Below are 20,290 nucleotides of genomic sequence, written 5' to 3' on the forward strand. Positions count from 1 at the left end.
GATTCGAATCCGTTACTTCTTGATGGCGCGACGCGGACCCTTGCGGGTACGGGCGTTGGTGCGCGTGCGCTGGCCGCGCACCGGCAGGCCACGACGGTGACGCAGACCGCGGTAGCAACCCAGATCCATCAGACGCTTGATGGCGATGCCAACTTCGCGACGCAGATCACCTTCGACAACGTACTTGCCGATTTCGTGGCGGAGCTTCTCCACCTCGCCCTCACTGAGGGACTTGATCGGCGTGGTCGGAACCACGCCGGCGTCCGCGCAGACCTTCTTGGCCCGGCTGCGGCCGATGCCGTAGATGCTCTGCAGACCGACCCAGACATGCTTCTGGACCGGCAAATTGACACCCGCGATGCGCGCCATGATGTACTTTCTCCGATGCTTTCGTGCGCGGTAAACGCGCAATTTTAACCTGAATCAACCCTGCTGGAAAGTCCCGCGGCCTGCGCCGCGGCTTTCCCGTTTATCCGGCCCCACTCCTACGCCCCAGCAGCCACTAGCTGCGCCGGAGATTGGCCTTCTTGAGCAAACCTTCGTACTGGTGGCTCACCAGGTGCGCCTGCACCTGCGAGGTGAAGTCCATGACCACCACCACTACGATCAGCAGCGAGGTGCCGCCGAAGTAGAAGGGCACGTTCCACGACTTCTGCATGAACGTGGGCACCAGACAGACCAGCACCAGGTAGAGCGCGCCCACACCGGTGAGGCGAGTCATCACCGCATCGATGTAGCTGGCGGTCGCCTTGCCCGGACGGATGCCCGGGATCAGCGCGCCGGAGCGCTTGAGATTGTCCGCCGTCTCCTGGGAGTTGAAGACGATGGCCGTGTAGAAGAACGCGAAGGTGATCACCAGTACCGCGAACACCACGTCGTGCAGCGGCTCACCCTGGTTCAGCGCCTGGGTCAGCGACTGCAGCCAGCGGGCTTGGTGACCGGTGCCGAACCAGGTCAGCGCGGTGGCCGGGAACATCAGCAGGCTCGAGGCGAAGATCGGCGGGATCACGCCCGACATGTTGATCTTCAGCGGCAGGTGCGAGCTCTGGTTCATGTACGCCTGCTGGCCGCCGGAGCGCCGCGCGTAGTTCACCGTGATCCGCCGCTGCGCCCGCTCCATGAACACCACGAAGGCGGTCACGGCCAGCACCATGGCGACGATCAGGATCAGCTTCAGGCCGTTGCCCAGCTCGCCGTTCGCCTGCATGGTCAGCGTGTGCGCCACCGCGCCGGGCAGGCCCGCCACGATGCCCGCGAAGATCAGCAGCGAGATGCCGTTGCCGATGCCGCGCTCGGTGATCTGCTCGCCCAGCCACATCAGGAACATGGTGCCGGCGGTCAGCCCGACCACCGAGGACAGCACGAAACCCATGCCCGGCATGTAGACCACCGGCACGCCGCCGGAAGCAACCTGCTTCTGCAGCGCCACGGCAATGCCGAACGCCTGGAAAGCCGCAAGGCCGACCGTGCCGAAGCGGGTGTACATGGTCATCTTGCGCCGCCCTGCCTCGCCTTCCTTGCGGAGGTTCTGCAGGCTGGGGATCACCGAACCCATCATCTGCACCACGATCGAGGCGGAGATGTAGGGGACGACGCCCAGGGCGAAGACCGACATGCGGGACAGCGAGCCACCCGAGAACATGTTGAACATGCTCAGGAGGCCACCGCCCTGCTGTTCGATCAGGCGGGTCATCGCCTCGGGATTCACGCCCGGAACCGGGATGAACGAACCGAGGCGGAAGACGATCAGCGCACCGATCACGAAGAAGATGCGCTGACGCAGCTCGGTCAACTTGCCGAGCGAGCCGAGCTGGTTGCCCTTGGCAGCAGCCACCGGGTTACTCCACGCTGCCGCCGGCCGCCTCGATCGCGACCTTGGCACCGGCCGTGGCGAGGATGCCGGAGAGTTTCACGGCGCGACCGATCTCACCCTTGGCCACGACCTTGACCTTCTTGGCGCGGCTGTCGACCAGGCCGGCCTTGTGCAGCGTCACCAGGTCGATCACCTCGGCATCGAGCGTGGCGAGCTGGTACAGGAACACCTGCTGGCTCTCGGCTTTCTTCTGCGAGCGGAAGCCGACCTTCGGCAGGCGACGCTGCAGCGGCATCTGGCCGCCTTCGAAGCCGTACTTGTGGGTGCCGCCCGCGCGGGCGTGCTGACCCTTGTGACCGCGACCAGCGGTCTTGCCGAGGCCCGAACCGATGCCGCGACCGACGCGCAGGCGCGTCTTGCGGGAACCGGCGGCCGGCTTGATGTCGTTAAGACGCATGACGATTACTCCTCGACCCGGACCAGGTAGTAGACCGTGTTGATCAGGCCGCGCACCTGCGGGCTGTCCTTCAACTCACGAACGTCGTTGAGCTTGCCCAGGCCCAAGGCCTTGACACTCAGACGGTGACGGCTCTGCACACCGCGCAGACCCTTGACCAGGCGCACGCGCACGGTCTTTTCGGCAGTCTCTTTCTTAGCCATTGCCCAGCACCTCATCCAGGGTCTTGCCACGCTTGGCGGCGATCTTCTTGGGCGAGGCCACGGCCTGCAGGCCCTTGATGGTGGCGCGCACCAGGTTGATCGGGTTGCGCGAACCGACCGCCTTGGCCAGCACGTTCTTCACGCCGACCACTTCCAGTACGGCGCGCATCGCGCCGCCAGCGATCACGCCGGTACCCTCGGCGGCCGGCTGCATGTAGACGCGGGCGGCGCCGTGGTTGGCCTTGACGGCATACCACAGGGTGCCATTGTTCAGCTCGATGTTGACCATCTGGCGACGGGCACGCTCCATCGCCTTGGAGATGGCGACCGGCACTTCACGCGCCTTGCCATAACCAAAGCCGACGCGGCCCTCGCCGTCACCCACCACCGTCAGCGCGGTGAAGCTCATCTGGCGGCCACCCTTCACAGTCTTGGCCACGCGGTTGACGGCGATCAGCTTCTCGAGCAGGCCGTCCGAATTTTCGCGATCGTTAGAGGACATGTTGGTTTCCGTATGCCCGGAGTTCCGGGACTTTTGCTTGCGGCTTGGCCGCTTGGAGTTGTAGTTGAAGCTTGGGACGCGCCGTCAATCGCCGCGCCCCACGTGGATCAGAACTTCAGACCGGCCTCGCGAGCGGCGTCGGCCAGCGCCTTGATGCGACCGTGGTAGCGGAAGCCCGAGCGGTCGAAAGCGACCGACTCGATGCCCGCGGCCATCGCACGCTCGGCGACAGCCTTGCCGACGGCTGCGGCCGCCTCGAGGTTCTTGGTGCCCTTCAGACCCTCGGCGACCGCCTTCTGCACGGTCGATGCCGCGGCCACCACCTTGGTGCCGGACGCATCGAACACCTGCGCGTACAGGTGCTGCCCCGTGCGATGCACCGAGAGGCGCGGCACGGCGAGCTTGCGGATGTGCGCGCGGGTGGACTTGGCGCGGCGCAGACGGGATTCGTTCTTGTTCATCGTCATGGTTCTCCAGGAAGCGGATCGACCCTTGCCTACCCCCGGGGGTTCACCCCGGGAGGCGGATTAGGCCTTCTTGGCTTCCTTCAGCGTGATCTTCTCGCCGGCGTAGCGCACACCCTTGCCCTTGTAGGGCTCCGGCGGACGGTAGGCGCGGATCTTGGCAGCTACCTGGCCCACGCTCTGCTTGTCCGAGCCCTTGATCAGGATCTCGGTCTGCGTCGGCGTCTCGATGGTCACGCCTTCCGGCGCGTTGAACACCACCGGATGGGAAAAGCCGAGGCTCAGGTTCAGCGCCTTGCCGGTCATCGACGCGCGATAACCCACGCCGACCAGTTCAAGCTTGCGCTCGTAGCCGTCGGAGACGCCCTTGACCATGTTGGCCAGCAGCGCGCGGGCAGTGCCGCCGAACTTGTCGTCCGCACCTTCGGCCAGAACGATCGTCGCCACGCCGTTCTCGACGGACACGTTGACGCCCGGCAGCGCGTGCACGGACAGGGAGCCCTTCGGGCCCTTCACGGAGATGCCGTCTTCGGCAACCTTCAGCTCGACACCCTTCGGCAGGCTGATCGGCTTCTTAGCAACACGGGACATCGTCGACTCCTTAAGCCACTTGGCCGATGACTTCGCCACCGAGACCCTTGGCGCGGGCCTGGGCGTCGGTCAGCAGACCGGCGGAAGTCGAAATGATCGAGATACCAAGACCGCCGAGCACCTTCGGCAGCTCGTCCTTGCCGCGATAGACGCGGAGGCCGGAGCGGCTGACTCGGGAGATGGCCTCGATGGCCGGACGGCCTTCGAAATACTTGAGCTTGATCTCGAGCACCGGCTTGCCCTCCGCGTCGGAGGTCTTGGCGTCGAGGATGTAGCCCTCGTTCTTGAGAAGGTCGGCGATCGCCACCTTCAGCTTCGACGACGGCATGGTCACGGTCTGCTTGCCCGACAGCTGGGCATTGCGCACGCGCGTGAACATATCGGCGATGGGATCAGTCATGCTCATGAAAACATCCTTCAGAGTGCACCGATATCCGATAAAACCGGAAATCAATTCTAGATTGTGAGCCGCGACAAGCCGGCCTGCTTTACGCAGACCGACGAGTGTAGCAGCCTTTTCCAGCTTTGGCGAATATCAGAGCGCCAACGTCATGGACGGCGGGAGATACCGCCGTCGGGGGCGAGCGGACCGAGCCGGCCCGCTTCCCGGTCGGGAATTACCAGCTGGCCTTGCGCAGACCCGGAACCTCACCGCGCATGGTGGCTTCGCGCAGCTTGTTGCGGCCCAGGCCGAACTTCTTGTAGACCGCACGCGGGCGACCGGACAGGGCGCAACGGGTGCGCTGGCGAACCGGGCTGGCGTCGCGGGGCAGCTTCTGCAGCTTGCTCTGGGCCTCCATCTTCTCCTCGTAGGAGGCGCTGGGGCTCAGCACGACCGCCTTCAGTTCGGCGCGCTTGGCGGCGTACTTCTGGACGAGCTTGGTCCGCTTCAGATCGCGGTTGACCATCGAGGTCTTTGCCATGGTTTATCTCTCGCGTATCAGTTGCGGAACGGGAAGCTGAAGGCTTCCAGCAACGCCTTGGCTTCGGCGTCGGTCTTGGCGGTCGTGGTGATGGAGATATCCATGCCACGCATCGCGTCGATCTGGTCGAAGTCGATTTCCGGGAAGATGATCTGTTCCTTCACGCCGAAGTTGTAGTTGCCACGGCCGTCGAAGGCGCGACCCGACACGCCACGGAAGTCGCGGACGCGGGGCAGCGAGATGTTGATCAGGCGATCGAGGAACTCCCACATCTGGGCACGGCGCAGGGTCACCTTGCAGCCGATCGGCCAGCCATCGCGGATCTTGAACGAGGCGACGGAGACGCGCGCCTTGGTCGTGATCGGCTTCTGGCCTGCGATCTTGGCCATGTCGGCAACGGCGTTCTCGAGCACCTTCTTGTTGCCCGCAGCTTCACCCACGCCCATGTTCAGCGTGATCTTGGTGATGCGGGGAACCTGCATCACGTTCTGGTAGCCGAACTTCTCGGTGAGCTTGGCGACTACCTGCTCTTTATAGAAATTTTCGAGGCGCGTCATGATCGTGTTCCTTACGCGTCCACCACTTCGCCGCTGGAGCGGAACACGCGGACCTTGCGCCCATCCTCGAGCGTCTTGGCACCCACGCGCTCACCCTTGCCGGAGGCGGAGTTGAACAGCTGGACATTGGAGATGTGGATCGAGGCCTCGCGCTCGACGATGCCGCCGGGCTGGTTGGCCTGCGGATTCGCCTTGGTGTGGCGCTTGACCAGGTTGACGTTGGTGACGAAAACGCGGTCACCATCGACGCGCAGCACATCGCCGCGCTGACCCTTGTTCTTGCCGGCGATCACGATGACCTGATCGCCCTTGCGGATACGGTTCATGGCTATTACTCCGCTCAGAGCACTTCCGGCGCGAGCGAGACGATCTTCATGAACTTCTCGCTGCGCAGCTCGCGGGTGACCGGCCCGAAAATACGGGTGCCGATCGGCTCGAGCTTGTTGTTGAGGAGGACAGCCGCGTTGCCGTCGAAACGGATCAGCGAACCATCCGGACGGCGCACGCCCTTGGCAGTGCGAACCACCACGGCGTTGTAGACCTCGCCCTTCTTCACCTTGCCACGGGGGATGGCATCCTTCACGGTGACCTTGATCACGTCACCGATCGCGGCGTAGCGGCGCTTGGAGCCGCCGAGCACCTTGATGCACATCAGTTCCTTGGCGCCGCTGTTGTCCGCCGCGGAGAGCGTGCTTTGCATCTGGATCATGTCTGCACCCTCCTCTTAGACGTTGGCGCGCGTGAGGATTTCCACCACGCGGTGATGCTTGGTCTTGGACAGCGGGCGGCATTCGGCGATACGCACCACGTCACCCTCGTTCGCGCCCAGGTCGTCCTGCGCGTGAAGCTTGGTCGAACGACGGATGATCTTGCCGAGCAGACCGTGCTGCACCTGACGCTCGATCAGCACCGTGACCGTCTTGTCCATCTTGTTGGAAACCACGCGCCCCTCGAGGGTGCGTGCCTGTTTCTGGTTCTCGCTCATGTCCGCCGTCCTTACTTCTTGCCGCCGAGCACGAACTTCGTGCGGGCGATGTCGCGCCGAACGCGGCGCAGCTGGTGCGGCTGGCTGAGCTGGCCGGTGCCCTTCTGCATGCGCAGATTGAACTGCTCCTTGCGAAGGTCCAGCAGGTGCTGGTTCAGCTCTTCGACCGACTTGTTGTTGATATCTTTGATAGCCATCACATCACCGCCCGGCTGACAAACTGGGTCTGCACCGAGAGCTTGGCGGCCGCCAGGCGGAACGCCTCGCGCGCCGTGGACTCGTCCACACCCTCGATTTCATAAAGCATGCGGCCGGGCTGGATCGGGGCGACCCACAGCTCGACGCTACCCTTACCCGCGCCCATGCGGACCTCGATGGGCTTCTTGGTGATCGGCTTGTCCGGAAACACGCGGATCCAGAGCTTGCCGCCACGCTTGACGTAACGGGTGATGCAACGACGACCGGCCTCGATCTGGCGCGCGGTCAGCGCACCGAACGTGGTCGCCTTCAGACCGAACTCGCCGAAGCTGACCAGGTTGGCGCTGTGCGCCAGCCCGTCATTGCGGCCCTTGAACTGCTTGCGGAATTTGGTTCGCTTGGGTTGCAACATGGCAACTCTCCTTACTTCGCCGCCCGCTCGCGACGGCCTTCACCGCCCTCGCGACGCGATTCACGACGACCCTCGCCGCCTTCGCGACGCGGCTGCGACTGCTCGTCCTTCGACTCCTGCGACGCTGCCGCCAGGTCGAAGATCTCGCCCTTGTAGATCCACACCTTGATGCCGATGATGCCGTAGGTGGTCTTGGCCTCGGCGGTGCCGTAGTCGATGTCCGCACGCAGGGTGTGCAGCGGCACGCGACCTTCACGACTCCACTCGGAGCGGGCGATCTCGGCACCGTTCAGACGACCGGACACGTTGATCTTGACGCCCTGGGCACCGAGGCGCATCGCGTTGCCGACGGCGCGCTTCATCGCACGACGGAACATGATGCGGCGCTCGAGCTGCTGCGCGATCGACTCGGCGACCAGCTGCGCATCGAGCTCCGGCTTGCGGACTTCGTTCACGTTGATGTGCGTCGGAACGCCCATCATCTCGCTGACTTCCTTGCGCAGCTTCTCGATGTCCTCGCCCTTCTTGCCGATCACCACGCCCGGACGGGCGCTGTAAATCGTCACGCGGGCGGTCTTGGCCGGGCGCTCGATCTGGATCTTGGAGATGCCAGCCTGGGCGAGCTTCTTGCGAAGCATCTCGCGGACCTTCAGGTCAGCGACCAGGTACTTGGCGTAATCGCCCTTGTTTGCGTACCACTTCGAGTTCCAGTCCTTGGCGATGCCGAGGCGGATACCGGTGGGATGAACTTTGTGACCCATCGTCTTTTCGTCCTCTTAATCGCCAACGACCACGGTGATGTGGCTGGTGCGCTTCAGGATGCGCGAACCGCGACCCTTGGCGCGGGCGTACATGCGCTTCATCGACGGACCTTCGTCCACGAAGATGCGCGAGACCTTCAGTTCGTCCACGTCGGCGCCGAGGTTGTTCTCGGCGTTGGCGACGGCCGACAGCAGCACCTTGCGGACAAGGTGGGCAGCCTTCTTGTTGGTGAACTGGAGCACGTCGCTGGCGCGACCCACGGGCATGCCGCGGACCAGGTCAGCCACCAGGCGTGCCTTCTGCGCCGAGATGCGGGCGCTGCGCAGGATCGCTTTGGCTTCGGTGCTCATCTTACTTGCCCTTCTTGTCGCCGCCGTGGCCCTTGAAGGTGCGGGTCACCGCGAACTCGCCGAGCTTGTGCCCGACCATGTTCTCGTTGACGAGCACCGGCACGTGCTGGCGACCGTTGTGGATGGCGATGGTCAGGCCGACCATTTCCGGCAGGATCATCGAGCGACGCGACCAAGTCTTGATCGGGCGCTTGTTGTTGGCGGAAACCGCAGCTTCCACCTTCTTGACGAGGTGAAGGTCGACGAACGGACCTTTCTTCAGAGAACGCGGCATGTCGGCTTCCTGTTACTTGCGACGACGCACGATGAACTGCTGCGTGCGCTTGTTGTTGCGGGTCTTGTAACCCTTGGTCGGCGTGCCCCACGGGCTGACCGGATGACGGCCACCGGAGGTACGGCCCTCACCACCGCCGTGCGGATGGTCGACCGGGTTCATCACCACGCCGCGGACGGTCGGGCGGATACCCTTCCAGCGGGTGGCGCCGGCCTTGCCGAGCTTCTTCAGACTGTGCTCGGAGTTGCCCACCTCGCCGATCGTGGCGCGGCAGTCGACCGGCACCTTGCGCATCTCGCCGGAGCGGAGGCGCAGGGTGGCGTAACCGGACTCGCGGGCGACCAGCTGGACCGAGGCGCCGGCGCTGCGGGCGATCTGCGCGCCCTTGCCAGCCTTCATCTCGATGCAGTGGATGGTCGAACCGACCGGGATGTTGCGCAGCGGCAGGCTGTTGCCCGGCTTGATCGGGGCGTCAGAACCGGACACCAGGCGGTCGCCCACCTGCACGCCCTTCGGCGCGATGATGTAGCGGCGCTCGCCATCGGCGTAGCACAGCAGCGCGATGTGCGCGGTGCGGTTCGGATCGTACTCGATGCGCTCGACGCGGCCGGCAATGCCTTCCTTGTCGCGCTTGAAGTCGATGATGCGGTAATGCTGCTTGTGGCCACCACCGCGATGACGCGTGGTGATGCGGCCGAAGTGGTTGCGACCGCCCGTCTTGGACTGCGACTCGGTCAGCGCCGCGTACGGCGCTCCCTTGTGCAGGCCCTCGGTGCGGACGCTCACCGCGTCGCGGCGGCCCGGCGAGGTCGGCTTGTGCGTGATCAGTGCCATCTCAATGCGACTCCTTGAGCTCAGGCCTTGGCCGACACGTCGATGGTCTGACCATCGGCGAGGCGGACATAGGCCTTGCGCTTGCCCTGGCGGCTGCCAGTGCGGAAACGGAAGGACTTGACCTTGCCCTTGGCGTTGACGAGGTTCACCTGCTCGACCTTGACGTCGAACATCTGCTCCACCGCCGCGCGGACATCGGCCTTGGTCGCCTCGGGGGCGACAACGAATACGTACTGGTTGCTCTCGGCCAGGCGCGCGGACTTCTCGGAGATGTGCGGCGCACGCAGGGTGTTGAGAATGCGTTCGGTGCTCATGCCAGCCATTCCTCGATCTTCTTGACCGCGTCGACGGTCAGCACGATGTGGTCCGAACCCACCAGATTGACCGGGTTCAGCGCCATCACGTCCACGACATGCAGGTACGGGATGTTGCGGGCGGCAAGGTAGAGCGCCTCGTTGGCGTCTTCGCTCACCAGCAGCACGCGACCGGACACCTGCAGCTCGGCCAGCTTGGCCACCATCGACTTGGTCTTCGGCGCCTCGATGCCGAAGCTCTCGACGACCTTCAGGCGATCCTGGCGGTTGAGCTCGGCCAGAATCGAGCGGATCGCCACGCGATACGCCTTGCGATTGACCTTCTGCTCGTAGCTGCGCGGCTTGGCGGCGAACGTCACGCCACCGCCGACGAAGATCGGGGCGCGGTAGTCGCCGTGACGGGCACCGCCGCCCTTCTGCTTCTTGAATTTCTTGGTGGTGCCGGACAGCTCACCACGCGACAGCTGCGCCTTGGTACCGGCGCGACCGCCGGCCTGGTAGGCCACAACCACCTGGTGCACCAGGGCCTGCTTGAACTCGCCGCCGAACACTTCGTCCGACACGCTGAGCGGCTTGGCGCCAATGACATTCAGTTCCATGGCGTCTCTCCTCAACCCTTGGTGGTCGGACGGATGACGACGTCGCCACCGGTGGCACCCGGCACCGCGCCCTTCACCGCGATCAGGTGACGCTCGGCGTCGACCTTGACCACTTCCAGACCCTGCTGCGTGCGGTTCACCGCACCCATGTGGCCGGCCATCTTCTTGCCCGGGAACACGCGACCCGGCGTCTGACGCTGGCCGATCGAGCCCGGGGCGCGATGCGACAGCGAGTTACCGTGGGTGGCGTCGCCCATCTTGAAGTTGTGGCGCTTGATCGTGCCCTGGAAGCCCTTGCCCTTGGACACGCCGGCGACATCGACGATCTGGCCGACGGTGAACAGCTCGTCCGCCTTGATCTCCGCACCGATCGCGTACTTGCCGAGGTCGTCGGCGGCAACGCGGAACTCCCACAGGCCACGGCCCGGCTCGACCTTCGCGGTCGCATAGTGGCCCTTCAGCGGCTGCGTCAGCAGCGAGGCGCGCTTTGCGCCCGCCGTGACCTGCACGGCGCTGTAGCCATCATTCTCTTCCGTCTTCACCTGGGTCACGCGGTTCGGCGTCGCTTCGATCAGCGTCACCGGAATCGAGCGGCCATCTTCGGTGAAGAGTCGGCTCATGCCGCACTTGCGGCCAACCAGTCCGATACTCATCTTCGTATCCTGTCTATCGCTCAGCCGAGCTTGATCTGGACATCCACGCCAGCGGCGAGGTCAAGCTTCATGAGCGCGTCCACGGTCTTGTCATTGGGGTCGACGATGTCGAGCACGCGCTTGTGGGTGCGGGTCTCATACTGGTCGCGCGCGTCCTTGTCGACGTGCGGCGAGACCAGGATGGTGTAGCGCTCGATCTTGGTCGGGAGCGGAATCGGGCCGAGCACCGTAGCGCCGGTGCGCTTGGCCGTCTCGACGATCTCGCTGGCCGAGCGGTCGATCAGACGATGATCGTACGCCTTGAGCCGGATGCGAATCTTCTGGTTCGCCATAAAACCGTGTCCTGTTGTCAAAAGAACAATTACTTGTGAACCGAAGCGGCTTCTCACCGCTTCGCACTTGCGACTGGACGCCCCGATGCACTGAAAGCCGCCCAAAATGTTCGGCAAGCCAGTCGATCCGGCTTGCCGAGCAGAAAAGTATAAAAGGCGTAAAAACAAAGATCAACAAAGCTCGCGCCCTGTGATCCTCATGTCTTATGCCCCAGGCGATCCGTGCCAGCGAACTCGAAGCACATCCTGTGCCTCATTTCGCGGTGTAGGAGACCCCGCCGTAGGCAAGATGCTCCTGCAAAGAAGAGCGAGTATAGCCTGCCCCGAACGCGAAGGGAAGCCCCGGCCCAACAAAAAGCGGCAGCCGTTTCCGGCTGCCGCCCTCGTCCGCGCGGGAAACCGCTTACTTGATGATCTTGGCCACCACGCCGGCGCCGACGGTACGGCCGCCTTCGCGGATCGCGAAGCGCAGACCCTCGTCCATCGCGATCGGGTGGATCAGGCTCACCACCATCTTCACGTTGTCGCCCGGCATCACCATCTCCACACCCTCCGGCAACTGGCAGGCGCCGGTCACGTCGGTCGTGCGGAAGTAGAACTGCGGACGGTAGCCCTTGAAGAACGGCGTGTGACGGCCACCCTCGTCCTTCGACAGCACGTACACCTCGGCCTCGAAGTCCGTGTGCGGGGTGATCGAACCCGGCTTGGCCAGCACCTGGCCGCGCTCCACGTCGTCACGCTTCAGACCGCGCAGCAGCAGGCCCACGTTGTCGCCCGCCTGACCCTGGTCCAGCAGCTTGCGGAACATTTCCACGCCGGTCACGGTGGTCTTCTGCGTGTCGCGGATACCCACGACCTCGATTTCCTCACCGACCTTGATGATGCCGCGCTCGACACGACCGGTCACCACGGTGCCGCGGCCCGAGATCGAGAACACGTCTTCCACCGGCATCAGGAACGGCTTGTCGATGTCGCGCTGCGGCTCCGGAATGTACGTATCCAGCGCGTCCACCAGCGCAATGATCGCCGGCACGCCGATTTCCGACTGGTCGCCTTCCAGCGCCTTCAGCGCCGAACCCTTGATGATCGGAGTGTCGTCGCCCGGGAAGTCGTACTTCGACAGCAGCTCGCGCACTTCCATCTCGACCAGCTCGAGCAGCTCGGCGTCGTCCACCATGTCCGCCTTGTTCAGGAAGACCACGATGTACGGCACGCCCACCTGGCGCGACAGCAGGATGTGCTCGCGCGTCTGCGGCATCGGGCCGTCCGCGGCCGAGCACACCAGGATCGCGCCGTCCATCTGCGCCGCACCCGTGATCATGTTCTTCACGTAGTCGGCGTGGCCCGGGCAGTCCACGTGCGCGTAGTGGCGGGTCGGCGATTCGTATTCGACGTGTGCGGTCGAGATCGTGATGCCGCGCGCCTTCTCTTCCGGCGCCGCGTCGATCGCGTCGTACGCCTTGAACTCGCCACCGAAGCGCTCTGCGCCGATCTTCGTCAGCGCTGCCGTCAGCGTCGTCTTGCCGTGGTCCACGTGACCGATCGTGCCCACGTTGACGTGCGGCTTGGTGCGCTCGAATTTACCCTTTGCCATGACTCTAACCTCTGAAAAAAGGACCGCAATTATACCGAAAGATGAGCCTGTCAGGCCCGGTTTGTGACCCGCCCTGCGACGGAATCCGGCGCCTCGGCGTAATGGTCGAATTCCATCGAAAAGGTAGCCCGCCCGCGGGACAGCGATCGCAGGGCCGTGGCGTACCCGAACATCTCCCCCAGCGGCACCCGTGCACCGATGGCCGTGCCCGAGGGAGTTTCCTCGGTGCTCCGGAGCAGTCCCCGGCGGCGACTGAGATCCCCCATGACGTCGCCGACGAACTCGTCTGGCGTCACCACCTCGACCCGCATGACAGGCTCGAGCAGTACCGGATCGGCGCGGCGGAACCCGTCGCGGAACGCCGCAGCCGCCGCCAGGCGGAAAGCCAGGTCGGGCGACTCCATCGCATGACACTCCCCACCGAGCAGTCGAGTGCGGACGTCCACGACCGGAAACCCCGCAAGCACACCGGCAGCCATCGCATCACGCACCCCCTGCTCTACCGCCTGGACATGCTGTAGCGGGATCGACGTTGCCGGCGCCGCCAGTTCGAAGCTGCAACCCGCGCCGCGCGGCTGCGGCGTCAGCTCCAGCACGACCTGTGCGAACTGCTCCTGGCCCGCGGACGGACCGGCGAACCGGCCCTGCTGGACCGCCGGCTGCCTGATCGCCTCTCGATAGGCGACCTGCGGCCTGCCGACATTCGCCTCGACCTGGAACTCGCGCCGCATCCGGTCCACCAGGATGTCCAGATGCAACTCGCCCATGCCGGCAATGACGGTCTGCCCCGACTCGATGTCCACGTACACACGGAAACTGGGATCCTCCGCCGCAAGGCGCTCCAGCGCCGTCGCCAGCCGCGCACCGTCAAGCTCGGTGCGCGGCTCCACTGCCATCGCGATCACCGGCTCGGGGAAGCTCATCCGCTCGAGGGTAATGACGTGGGCAGGGGAGCACAGCGTGTCACCGGTAGCCACGTCGTCCAACCCGACCGCCGCGGCGATATCGCCGGCACGGACCTCACCGATTTCCTCATGCTCATTGGCATGCATCTGCAGGATGCGCCCGATGCATTCCCGACGCTGCCGGAGCGGGTTGTAGACCACCTCGCCGGCACGCAGCGTCCCGGAATAGACGCGGAAAAAAGTGAGCGCACCGAGCGGTGCATCGTTCATGATCTTGAAGGCCAGCGCAGCAAAGGGCTCGTCGTCCGACGCGCCGCGCGAAGTCTCCCGATCCAGCTCATCCACGCCGACGACCGGAGGCCGGTCCGCCGGCGACGGGAGAAACCTGAGCACCCCGTCGAGCAGCGCCTGCACCCCCACGTTGCGGAAGGCCGCACCGCAGAAGACCGGAATCAGGCCGGAGCCGAGCGTCGCGGTACGCAAGGCGGACAGCAGCACCTCGTCACCAAGCCCGCCCTCGCCGATATAGCGTTCCATCAGCTCTTCAGACGTCTCGGCAGCCGCCTCGACCATGAACTCACGCGCACGCGTGGCGGCATCGAGGAGCTCAGGAGGGATGTCCCGATACTCGAACGTCATGCCCTGCGAACCGCCATCCCAGTAGATCGCCCGCATCTGCAGCAGATCGATCACTCCGCGAAAGCCATCCCCGGCACCGATGGGCAACTGCATCGGCACGGGGTTGGCTCCGAGCCGGCTGCGCAGCTGGCCGACCACCTTGTCGAAGTCCGCCCCGGCCCGGTCCATCTTGTTGACGAATGCCAGGCGCGGAACACCGTAGCGGTCGGCCTGACGCCAGACCGTCTCCGACTGCGACTGCACGCCGCTCGCCGCACACAACACGAAGATCGCCCCGTCCAGCACGCGCAGCGACCGCTCCACTTCGACGGTAAAGTCGACGTGACCCGGGGTATCGATGATGTTCAGTCGGTGCTCGGGCAGTCCGCGGTCCATGCCGCGCCAGAACGCCGTGGTGGCGGCAGCGGTAATGGTGATGCCGCGCTCCTGCTCCTGCTCCATCCAGTCCATCGTGGCGGTGCCCTCATGGACCTCGCCCATTCGCCGGCTGACGCCGGTATAGAACAGGATGCGCTCGGTAGTCGTGGTCTTCCCGGCATCGATGTGCGCCATGATGCCGATGTTGCGATAGCGCTCGATCGGGGTCGTGCGTGCCACGATGGAGGACCTCCGAATACGACAAGGCAGTGGACGAGCCATGCCCGCCCACTGCCCTGGGAACCACCGGATTACCAGCGGTAGTGCGAGAACGCCTTGTTGGCTTCCGCCATGCGATGCGTCTCTTCACGCTTCTTGATCGCGCCGCCACGGTTTTCCGAGGCTTCGAGCAGCTCGGCCGCCAGCTTGCGCGGCATCGAGGTCTCGCCGCGCTTGCGCGCCGCGTCGATCGCCCAGCGCATGGCCAGCGCCATACGACGGCCCGGACGCACTTCGACCGGCACCTGGTAGGTGGCGCCGCCGACGCGACGGGACTTCACCTCGACCGCCGGGGCGATGTTGTTCAGGGCCTTCTCGACCAGAGCCACCGGCTCCGGATTCTTCTCGCCGAGCTGATCGAGCGCGCCGTAGACGATGCTCTCGGCCACGGACTTCTTGCCGCTCTTCATCACCATGTTGATGAAACGGGCGATCAGCTGGCTACCGTGCTTGGGATCCGGCAGGACCAGACGGGCGGGGTGGGAACCTTTACGCGACATGTTGGGTGTCCTTGATGCTTACTTCTTCGGGCGCTTGGCGCCGTACTTGGAGCGGGCCTGCTTGCGCTTGGTGACGCCAGCGCAGTCCAGACTGCCGCGCACGGTGTGGTAACGCACACCCGGCAGATCCTTGACGCGGCCACCGCGGATGAGCACCACCGAGTGCTCCTGCAGGTTGTGACCTTCGCCACCGATGTAGCTGATGACCTCGTAACCGTTGGTCAGGCGCACCTTGGCGACCTTGCGCAGGGCCGAGTTCGGCTTCTTCGGGGTGGTGGTGTAGACGCGGGTGCAGACACCACGACGCTGCGGGCTGCTCTGCAGGGCCGGCGAAGCGCTCTTGTAGCTCTTCGGGCTGCGGGACTTGCGCACCAACTGATTGACTGTCGTCATGCGGAACTATTCCTGGGAAACATAAAGGCAGACCGATGCATTCGGCCTGCCGAGAAGCGGAAATTTAACACGGGCCCTCTTGCTCGAGCAATCAGGCCCATCGCATCCATGACCCGAACACGAGGCGCCTCCGTGCGCCTCATTTCGTATGTCAGCGAGTGTTGCCCGCGAAGGGCTTACTCGACCCCACCGTCGCTTACCGGCGCTTCCGCGAAGGAATGCGAGGAACCGGACAGGGTCTCCAGCTCCGCATCGGTAAGACCGCTCTGGCGACGACGCTGCGCGTGGTACGCCAGACCCGTACCTGCCGGGATCAGACGGCCGACAATAACATTTTCCTTCAGGCCACGCAAGGTGTCGCGCGTACCACGAACCGCCGCTTCGGTAAGGACGCGGGTGGTTTCCTGGAACGATGCCGCCGAGATGAACGACTCGGTGGCCAGCGACGCCTTGGTGATACCGAGCAACACCGACTGGTATTCGGCCGGACGCTCGTCGCGGGCGCTGGCGCGGTCGTTTTCCTCGTTGATGCGCACGCGCTCGACCTGCTCACCACGCAGGTAATGGCTCTCGCCCGGCTCGGTGATCTCGACCTTGCGCAGCATCTGGCGAATGATCGCTTCGATGTGTTTGTCGTTGATCTTCACGCCCTGCAGGCGATAGACGTCCTGGATCTCCTTGACCAGGTAAGCCGCCAGCGGCTCGACACCCAGCAGGCGCAGGATGTCGTGCGGATTCGGCTCGCCATCGACGATGGTTTCGCCCTTCTCCACGTGCTCGCCTTCGAACACGATGACCTGACGCCACTTCGGAATCAGCTCCTCGTGCTCGTTGCCGTCGACGTCCTTGATGATCAGACGCTGCTTGCCCTTGGTGTCCTTGCCGAAGCTGACCACACCGGAGCGCTCGGCCAGGATCGCCGGCTCCTTCGGCTTGCGCGCTTCGAACAGGTCCGCCACGCGCGGCAGACCGCCGGTGATGTCGCGGGTCTTGGAGGTTTCCTGCGGGATACGGGCGACCACGTCGCCCACGCCCACTTCGGCGCCGTTCTGGATCGACACGATCGCACCGGCCGGCAGGAAGTACTGCGCCGGCACGTCGGTACCCGGCAGCTTGAGCTCGCGGCCCTTGCTGTCTTCCAGACGCACGATCGGGCGCAGATCCTTGGCCTGCGTGCCGCGGCGCTTCGGATCGGTCACCACCGCCGACTCCAGGCCGGTCAGCTCGTCGGTCTGGCTCTGCACGGTGACGCCATCGAGGAAGTCGATGAAGCGCACCACGCCGGCCACTTCCGAGACGATCGGGTGGGTATGCGGATCCCAGTTGGCGACGGTCTGGCCGGCCTTGACCGGATCGCCGTCCTTGACCGCGATGGTCGCGCCGTAAGGCACCTTGTAGCGCTCGCGCTCGCGGCCGTTGGCGTCGATCACCGACACTTCGCCCGAACGCGACACGGCCACCAGGTGACCCTGGCTGTGCTGCACGGTCTTGAGGTTGTTGAACTTCAGCGTGCCGGTGGTCTTCACCGACACGTTGTCCACCGCAGCAGCACGCGACGCGGCACCACCGATGTGGAACGTACGCATGGTCAGCTGCGTGCCGGGCTCACCGATCGACTGAGCGGCTACGACACCCACGGCCTCGCCCATGTTGACCAGGTGGCCACGGGCCAGGTCGCGGCCGTAGCACAGGGCGCACACGCCGTGGCTGGCTTCGCAGGTGATCGGCGAACGGACCTTGATCGACTGCACGCCGGCCTTGTCGAGCTTCTCGACCAGCGCCTCGTCCAGCAGCGTGTTGCGGGTGACGATCGGCTGGTCGTCGTCGCCGGGGGCGTAGACGTCCTCGACCACCACACGACCGAGCACCCGCTCGCGCAGCGGCTCGACCACGTCGCCGCCTTCCACGATCGGCTGCATGGTCAGGCCATCTTCGGTGCCGCAGTCGTTCGAGGTGATGACCACGTCCTGCGCCACGTCCACCAGGCGGCGGGTCAGGTAACCCGAGTTCGCCGTCTTCAGCGCCGTATCCGCCAGGCCCTTGCGGGCACCGTGGGTGGAGTTGAAGTACTGCAGGACGTTCAGGCCTTCGCGGAAGTTCGCCTTGATCGGGGTCTCGATGATCGAGCCGTCCGGACGGGCCATCAGGCCGCGCATGCCAGCCAGCTGGCGGATCTGCGCCACCGAACCACGGGCACCAGAGTCGGCCATGATGTACAGCGAGTTCATCGACTTCTGGTTGACAGTCTTGCCCTCGGCGTCGGTCACCTTCTCGGTACCGATGCCGTCGATCATCGCCTTGGCGACCAGCTCGTTGGTGCGCGACCAGATGTCGACCACCTTGTTGTAGCGCTCGCCGGCGGTCACCAGGCCCGACTGGTACTGCTCCTGGATCTCGACCACTTCCTTCTCGGCCTCCTCCAGGATCGGCTTCTTCTCGTCGGGGATGATCATGTCATCGATACCGATGGAGATGCCGGCGCGGGTCGCGAAGCGGAAGCCGGTGTACATCAGCTTGTCCGCGAAGATCACCGTTTCCTTCAGGCCCAGCAGGCGGTAGCTGGAATTGATCAGGCGCGAGATGGCCTTCTTGGTCAGCTCGGTGTTGGCCAGCGAGAACGGCAGGCCTTCCGGCAGGATCTCGGCCAGCAGCGCGCGGCCCACGGTGGTCTCCACCAGGCCATGCTCGACCGACTTGTTGCCCTGCTCGTCGATGCGCACCTGCTTCATGCGCACCTTGACCTTGGCGTGCAGCTGGACCGCACGGTTGTCGTAGGCGCGGCGCACCTCGCCGATGCCGGAGAACACCATGCCGGTGCCCTTCGCGTTCACCAGCTCGCGGGTCATGTAGTACAGGCCAAGCACCACGTCCTGGGTCGGCACGATGATCGGCTCGCCGTTCGCCGGCGACAGGATGTTGTTCGAGGACATCATCAGGGCGCGCGCTTCCAGCTGCGCCTCGATCGACAGCGGCACGTGCACCGCCATCTGGTCGCCGTCGAAGTCCGCGTTGAACGCGGTACAGACCAGCGGGTGAAGCTGGATCGCCTTGCCTTCGATCAGCACCGGCTCGAACGCCTGGATGCCCAGACGATGCAGGGTCGGCGCGCGGTTCAGCAGCACCGGATGCTCGCGGATCACCTCTTCGAGGATGTCCCACACCTGCGATTCTTCACGCTCGACCAGCTTCTTGGCGGCCTTGATGGTGGTGGCTTCGCCGCGAGCCTGCAGCTTGGCGAAGATGAACGGCTTGAACAGCTCCAGCGCCATCTTCTTCGGCAGACCGCACTGGTGCAGGCGCAGGGTCGGACCGACCACGATCACCGAACGGCCGGAGTAGTCCACGCGCTTGCCGAGCAGGTTCTGGCGGAACCGGCCCTGCTTGCCCTTGATCATGTCGGCCAGCGACTTCAGCGCGCGCTTGTTGGTGCCGGTGATGGCACGGCCGCGGCGGCCGTTGTCCAGCAGCGCATCGACCGACTCCTGCAGCATGCGCTTCTCGTTGCGCACGATGATGTCCGGCGCATTGAGCTCGAGCAGACGCTTCAGGCGGTTGTTGCGGTTGATGACGCGGCGGTACAGGTCGTTCAGGTCCGAGGTCGCGAAGCGGCCACCGTCCAGCGGCACCAGCGGGCGCAGGTCCGGCGGCAGCACCGGCAGCACGGTCAGCACCATCCACTCCGGCTTGTTGCCGGACTCGAGGAACGCCTCGATCAGCTTCACGCGCTTGGTGAGGCGCTTGAGCTTGGTCTCGGAGTTGGTCGAGGCGATCTCTTCCTTCAGGCGGATGACCTCACCCGGCAGGTCCAGCGACTTCAGCAGCTCGTAGACGGCCTCGGCGCCCATGCGGGCGTCGAACTCGTCACCGTGCTCTTCCACGGCCTCCAGGTACTGGTCTTCGCTGAGCAGCTGACCGCGCTCGAGCGCGGTCATGCCCGGATCGATCACCACGAAGGCTTCGAAGTACAGGATGCGCTCGATGTCGCGCAGGGTCATGTCCAGCATCAGGCCGATGCGCGACGGCAGCGACTTGAGAAACCAGATGTGCGCGGTCGGGCTGGCCAGTTCGATGTGGCCCATGCGCTCGCGGCGCACCTTGGCCAGGGTGACCTCGGTGCCGCACTTCTCGCAGACCACGCCGCGGTGCTTCATGCGCTTGTACTTGCCGCACAGGCACTCGTAGTCCTTCACCGGACCGAAGATCGCGGCGCAGAACAGACCGTCACGCTCCGGCTTGAAGGTGCGGTAGTTGATCGTCTCGGGCTTCTTGACCTCACCGAAGGACCACGAGCGGATCAGCTCCGGCGAAGCCAGGGCGATCTTGATCGCATCAAAATCAGGCGTCGCGCGCTGCTGATTGAACAGATTGAGCAAATCTTTCATTGCATAAGCTCCTGTAAC

The 20,290-nt window shown here is 64.7% G+C and carries 28 protein-coding genes; all 28 read right to left on the bottom strand.

Translation table 11 applies throughout. From position 1 onward, the window contains the following. Positions 1–12: 12 nt before the first annotated feature. The 28 genes from rpsM to rpoC all read right to left on the bottom strand — a co-directional run bounded on the left by rpsM (position 13) and on the right by rpoC (position 20,272). Positions 13–369, bottom strand: a complete 357-nt coding sequence (rpsM, locus tag ATSB10_RS09275) for a 30S ribosomal protein S13 (protein ID WP_017461853.1) — start codon at positions 367–369, stop codon at positions 13–15. Between the two features lie 133 nt (positions 370–502). Further along, the gene (secY, locus tag ATSB10_RS09280) at positions 503–1,834 is read right to left on the bottom strand and encodes a preprotein translocase subunit SecY (protein ID WP_017461854.1); all 1,332 of its coding nucleotides are present in this window, start codon (positions 1,832–1,834) and stop codon (positions 503–505) included. A 4-nt stretch (positions 1,835–1,838) separates the two neighbouring features. After that, positions 1,839–2,276 carry a 50S ribosomal protein L15 gene (gene rplO / locus ATSB10_RS09285; protein WP_205631134.1) on the bottom strand — a complete coding sequence of 146 codons (438 nt, stop codon included), beginning with the start codon at positions 2,274–2,276 and terminating at the stop codon, positions 1,839–1,841. Beyond that, positions 2,276–2,473: a 50S ribosomal protein L30 gene (gene rpmD / locus ATSB10_RS09290; protein WP_063672310.1), complete on the bottom strand. Its 198-nt coding sequence runs from the start codon at positions 2,471–2,473 to the stop codon at positions 2,276–2,278. Before rpmD ends, rplO begins: the two co-directional genes overlap by 1 nt. Continuing rightward, on the bottom strand, positions 2,466–2,975 hold the full coding sequence (rpsE, locus tag ATSB10_RS09295) for a 30S ribosomal protein S5 (RefSeq protein ID WP_017461857.1): 510 nt from the start codon (positions 2,973–2,975) through the stop codon (positions 2,466–2,468). Before rpsE ends, rpmD begins: the two co-directional genes overlap by 8 nt. A 107-nt stretch (positions 2,976–3,082) precedes the next feature. After that, entirely contained in the window at positions 3,083–3,442 is a 360-nt protein-coding gene (gene rplR, locus ATSB10_RS09300; protein ID WP_063672312.1) for a 50S ribosomal protein L18, read from the bottom strand. Positions 3,443–3,502: 60 nt separating this feature from the next. Continuing rightward, on the bottom strand, positions 3,503–4,030 hold the full coding sequence (rplF, locus tag ATSB10_RS09305; protein ID WP_017461859.1) for a 50S ribosomal protein L6: 528 nt from the start codon (positions 4,028–4,030) through the stop codon (positions 3,503–3,505). Between the two features lie 10 nt (positions 4,031–4,040). After that, positions 4,041–4,436, bottom strand: coding sequence for a 30S ribosomal protein S8 (gene rpsH, locus ATSB10_RS09310; protein ID WP_063672314.1), 396 nt, complete (start codon positions 4,434–4,436; stop codon positions 4,041–4,043). 211 nt (positions 4,437–4,647) lie between these two features. Next, positions 4,648–4,953: a 30S ribosomal protein S14 gene (rpsN, locus tag ATSB10_RS09315; protein WP_063672316.1), complete on the bottom strand. Its 306-nt coding sequence runs from the start codon at positions 4,951–4,953 to the stop codon at positions 4,648–4,650. A 17-nt stretch (positions 4,954–4,970) separates the two neighbouring features. Then, positions 4,971–5,513 carry a 50S ribosomal protein L5 gene (rplE, locus tag ATSB10_RS09320; protein ID WP_205631135.1) on the bottom strand — a complete coding sequence of 181 codons (543 nt, stop codon included), beginning with the start codon at positions 5,511–5,513 and terminating at the stop codon, positions 4,971–4,973. Positions 5,514–5,521: 8 nt separating this feature from the next. Then, positions 5,522–5,836: a 50S ribosomal protein L24 gene (rplX, locus tag ATSB10_RS09325; protein WP_063672320.1), complete on the bottom strand. Its 315-nt coding sequence runs from the start codon at positions 5,834–5,836 to the stop codon at positions 5,522–5,524. Positions 5,837–5,850: 14 nt separating this feature from the next. After that, positions 5,851–6,219, bottom strand: coding sequence for a 50S ribosomal protein L14 (rplN, locus tag ATSB10_RS09330; protein ID WP_007513359.1), 369 nt, complete (start codon positions 6,217–6,219; stop codon positions 5,851–5,853). A 15-nt stretch (positions 6,220–6,234) separates the two neighbouring features. Next, a complete protein-coding gene (gene rpsQ, locus ATSB10_RS09335) occupies positions 6,235–6,495 on the bottom strand; it encodes a 30S ribosomal protein S17 (protein ID WP_063672321.1) in 261 nt (86 codons plus the stop codon). Positions 6,496–6,506: 11 nt separating this feature from the next. Next, positions 6,507–6,692 (bottom strand): 50S ribosomal protein L29, encoded by a 186-nt coding sequence (gene rpmC / locus ATSB10_RS09340; RefSeq protein WP_063672323.1) that lies wholly within the window; start codon positions 6,690–6,692, stop codon positions 6,507–6,509. Then, positions 6,692–7,105, bottom strand: a complete 414-nt coding sequence (gene rplP, locus ATSB10_RS09345; RefSeq protein WP_017461867.1) for a 50S ribosomal protein L16 — start codon at positions 7,103–7,105, stop codon at positions 6,692–6,694. Before rplP ends, rpmC begins: the two co-directional genes overlap by 1 nt. Positions 7,106–7,116: 11 nt before the next feature. Next, positions 7,117–7,866: a 30S ribosomal protein S3 gene (gene rpsC, locus ATSB10_RS09350; protein ID WP_017461868.1), complete on the bottom strand. Its 750-nt coding sequence runs from the start codon at positions 7,864–7,866 to the stop codon at positions 7,117–7,119. 15 nt (positions 7,867–7,881) lie between these two features. Beyond that, on the bottom strand, positions 7,882–8,217 hold the full coding sequence (gene rplV / locus ATSB10_RS09355; RefSeq protein WP_017461869.1) for a 50S ribosomal protein L22: 336 nt from the start codon (positions 8,215–8,217) through the stop codon (positions 7,882–7,884). A 1-nt stretch (position 8,218) separates the two neighbouring features. Further along, positions 8,219–8,491, bottom strand: coding sequence for a 30S ribosomal protein S19 (rpsS, locus tag ATSB10_RS09360; RefSeq protein WP_017461870.1), 273 nt, complete (start codon positions 8,489–8,491; stop codon positions 8,219–8,221). A 12-nt stretch (positions 8,492–8,503) separates the two neighbouring features. Then, positions 8,504–9,325, bottom strand: coding sequence for a 50S ribosomal protein L2 (gene rplB, locus ATSB10_RS09365; RefSeq protein ID WP_017461871.1), 822 nt, complete (start codon positions 9,323–9,325; stop codon positions 8,504–8,506). Positions 9,326–9,345: 20 nt separating this feature from the next. After that, entirely contained in the window at positions 9,346–9,639 is a 294-nt protein-coding gene (gene rplW / locus ATSB10_RS09370; protein ID WP_017461872.1) for a 50S ribosomal protein L23, read from the bottom strand. Then, the gene (gene rplD / locus ATSB10_RS09375) at positions 9,636–10,238 is read right to left on the bottom strand and encodes a 50S ribosomal protein L4 (protein WP_063672325.1); all 603 of its coding nucleotides are present in this window, start codon (positions 10,236–10,238) and stop codon (positions 9,636–9,638) included. Before rplD ends, rplW begins: the two co-directional genes overlap by 4 nt. An 11-nt stretch (positions 10,239–10,249) precedes the next feature. Beyond that, complete coding sequence (gene rplC / locus ATSB10_RS09380) at positions 10,250–10,891, bottom strand: 50S ribosomal protein L3 (protein ID WP_063672327.1); 642 nt, start codon at positions 10,889–10,891, stop codon at positions 10,250–10,252. Between the two features lie 20 nt (positions 10,892–10,911). Continuing rightward, on the bottom strand, positions 10,912–11,223 hold the full coding sequence (gene rpsJ / locus ATSB10_RS09385) for a 30S ribosomal protein S10 (RefSeq protein WP_017461875.1): 312 nt from the start codon (positions 11,221–11,223) through the stop codon (positions 10,912–10,914). A gap of 403 nt (positions 11,224–11,626) precedes the next feature. Then, positions 11,627–12,817, bottom strand: coding sequence for an elongation factor Tu (gene tuf / locus ATSB10_RS09390; protein ID WP_017463590.1), 1,191 nt, complete (start codon positions 12,815–12,817; stop codon positions 11,627–11,629). Positions 12,818–12,867: 50 nt separating this feature from the next. Further along, positions 12,868–14,958 (bottom strand): elongation factor G, encoded by a 2,091-nt coding sequence (gene fusA, locus ATSB10_RS09395; RefSeq protein WP_063672329.1) that lies wholly within the window; start codon positions 14,956–14,958, stop codon positions 12,868–12,870. A 71-nt stretch (positions 14,959–15,029) separates the two neighbouring features. Next, a complete protein-coding gene (gene rpsG / locus ATSB10_RS09400; protein WP_017463276.1) occupies positions 15,030–15,497 on the bottom strand; it encodes a 30S ribosomal protein S7 in 468 nt (155 codons plus the stop codon). Between the two features lie 18 nt (positions 15,498–15,515). After that, positions 15,516–15,890 (bottom strand): 30S ribosomal protein S12, encoded by a 375-nt coding sequence (rpsL, locus tag ATSB10_RS09405; protein WP_017463275.1) that lies wholly within the window; start codon positions 15,888–15,890, stop codon positions 15,516–15,518. Positions 15,891–16,066: 176 nt separating this feature from the next. After that, entirely contained in the window at positions 16,067–20,272 is a 4,206-nt protein-coding gene (gene rpoC, locus ATSB10_RS09410) for a DNA-directed RNA polymerase subunit beta' (protein ID WP_063672331.1), read from the bottom strand. Between the last annotated feature and the right edge of the window lie 18 nt (positions 20,273–20,290).

It is taken from the genome of Dyella thiooxydans (genome assembly GCF_001641285.1).
GTDB lineage: Bacteria > Pseudomonadota > Gammaproteobacteria > Xanthomonadales > Rhodanobacteraceae > Dyella_A > Dyella_A thiooxydans.